The sequence below is a fragment of the Catalinimonas locisalis genome, from assembly GCF_038039535.1.
Lineage (GTDB): Bacteria > Bacteroidota > Bacteroidia > Cytophagales > Cyclobacteriaceae > Catalinimonas.
The window spans coordinates 1-1,522 of the sequence record NZ_JBBPHP010000102.1; the positions used below are offsets into that span (position 1 = coordinate 1).

The 1,522-nt window shown below is 50.3% G+C and carries 1 protein-coding gene; it reads right to left on the reverse strand.

The genetic code is table 11. The features are described from left to right. The coding region (locus WJR50_RS34025; RefSeq protein ID WP_341297783.1) for a chemotaxis protein CheA at positions 1 to 1,418 on the reverse strand (1,418 nt) is incomplete at its 3' end. Positions 1,419 to 1,522 lie beyond the last annotated feature (104 nt).

Consider the following 1,522-nt stretch of genomic DNA (forward strand, 5'->3'; position numbering starts at 1 on the left):
ACCACCGCATCGGTATAGGTCAGCGGAATGGCATATTCGGTTTGCTCCAGTTCAAAGAGCAGCGTGCCTTTCACCGCCATAGATGAGGGGAGTGCTAAGCGGATGCAGGAGCCTTTTCCTGGTTTGGTCTCTACTGCCACGCTGCCTCCTATGGTATCCAGTGCCTGTTTGACCACATCCATACCTACTCCTCTGCCGGAGATGGCATTGATATTTTCTACTGTGGAAAAGCCCGGCTCAAAGATGAGCAAGACCACTTCCTGCTCGCTGAGTTGGGCGGCTGCTTCCCGGGAGATCAAACCCTTGCTGATGGCTTTCTGCCTCACTTTGTCTATGTCTATGCCCTGTCCATCATCAGCGATTTCAATGATGACGGTGTCATTCTCATTGTAAGCACTGAGCGTAATGCTGCCTTCAGCGGCTTTGTTTTGCTGCTGCCGTACTTCAGGGGTTTCTATGCCATGGGCCACTGCATTGCGGATCAGGTGGATGAGCGAGTCACTGATGGTTTGCAGGATGTTGCGGTCAATCTCGGTGTCAGTGCCTTGCAGCTTTAGGCTTACCTGTTTGTGTTCCAGCGCAGCAGCATCTCTGACCACTCTATGAAATTTGTTGAACAGAAAGCCTACCTGCACCAGACGCACATCCATCACTGAATACTGCAGGTCAGAGGAGATGCGGTTGAGGCGGGCATACTCATTGCTGGCCTGACGGCTAGTCTGGCTGGCCAGGATACGATCTCTTTCTATGATGAGTTCTCCTACCAGGTTGAGCAGGTTGTCCAGCTTCCTGACCGGCACCTGTACCAGGTCTGAAAAAGCAATCTTGGGCTCTGTGGCAGAGGCTGCTGCTGTTTTTTCTTCATTAGTTTCTGCAACAGCTACTGTTTTTTCCTCTACTTCCTTTACCTGACTTTTCTCAGGCTGAGGTTTTGTTTTTTCTCGGGTTTTGGGCGGAGTAGTTTTTTTCCTGGGTTTGGCTGTTTTTTCAGGCTGCACTGCTTTTTCTTCTGAAGAAGGTACTGCTGCCGGATTGGCATCTGCTGAGCGGATGATGACTTCCAGCTTGGTTTTGATGCCTTTGTAAGCTACCTGCTGGTCTTCTTTGAGGCCGTGGATCATATTGCCCAGCACATCTATGGCTTTGAAAATAGCTGTGAAGATAGCAGTAGTTAAACGAATACGGTGATCTCTGATCTCTCCGAACAGGCTTTCGGTGGTATGGGCCAGCTCAGCGATGGCAGCAAAACCCATCCCTGCCGCATTGCCCTTCAGGGTGTGGGTGATGCGAAAGATGGCATCCACTGCAGTTTTGCTGTCCGGGTTTTTCTCCAGCTCGGTCATCAGGCGGTTCAACTCCTCATGGTTGTCCAGGGCTTCTGCTAAAAATATCTCTTTGTATTCTTCTTCTTTTTTCATACCGGTGTTATCTAGGATAAACAGCTCATCAGGAAGCCTCCTATCTCAGGGAGTTTGACTACCTGATGTACCACTCCCCGCTCTATCGCTGACCTGGGCATACC